This window comes from Helicobacter sp. MIT 14-3879, from assembly GCF_003364125.1.
Window position 1 is genome coordinate 1 of record NZ_NXLP01000179.1, and the last position, 670, is coordinate 670.

At 37.2% G+C, this 670-nt stretch carries 1 protein-coding gene; it reads right to left on the bottom strand.

The window, feature by feature from the left end; genetic code table 11:
• A partial coding sequence (locus CQA44_RS12225; RefSeq protein WP_147289817.1) for an alpha-1,2-fucosyltransferase occupies positions 1-670 on the bottom strand: 670 nt, incomplete at both ends.

Sequence of the window (670 nt, forward strand, 5' to 3'; positions counted from 1 at the left end):
ATCTTTGGCGGAGTGATAATATCCCAATCATTTTTGATTTCATCACGCAACATTGCCGCAAAATTTTCTGCTATTTGGGGTGAGAATTGATATTGCATTAATTGTGATACACTTTCTTTTATATCATATCGTGCGAGATAGCGAAGATTCTTAAGAAATCTCTTAGGAGAGTAAGAGGGTTTCTTATGTGGATTATTTTTTAGATTCGGGATGGGGTAATTATGTAGCTTTTTGACAGTTTCTATTTTTATCCATTCTTTGGGAATGATTTGACTGCTTCCCTCAACCGGTATCCAACCACTTGGTGCAATCACAATATCCTTTTGTCTGCCTAGATAAGCAGCCCACCAGCTATAAGTGCTATTTGCGATAATGCCATATTTACACGCACTCATAAGAAACATATCGTGATGTTGATTATCTGCTGTGATGTGTGATTCTCCGAGATTCTCAAAACTCACACCCAAATCTAGCTTTTGGATAAAGTCACTATCCGTAGCACCAAAGACAAAAAATGTCGGATTCTTTACACGCTCTTGTATATAGCGCACTGCTTTTTGATAATACTCTATTTCTAAGCACCATGAGAGTTTGCAGTAATCACCTCTTCTTATATGGATAAAAACGCTGTTTTCGGTTTTGTGGATTTTCTCTAAACGCTCTTTGAAGA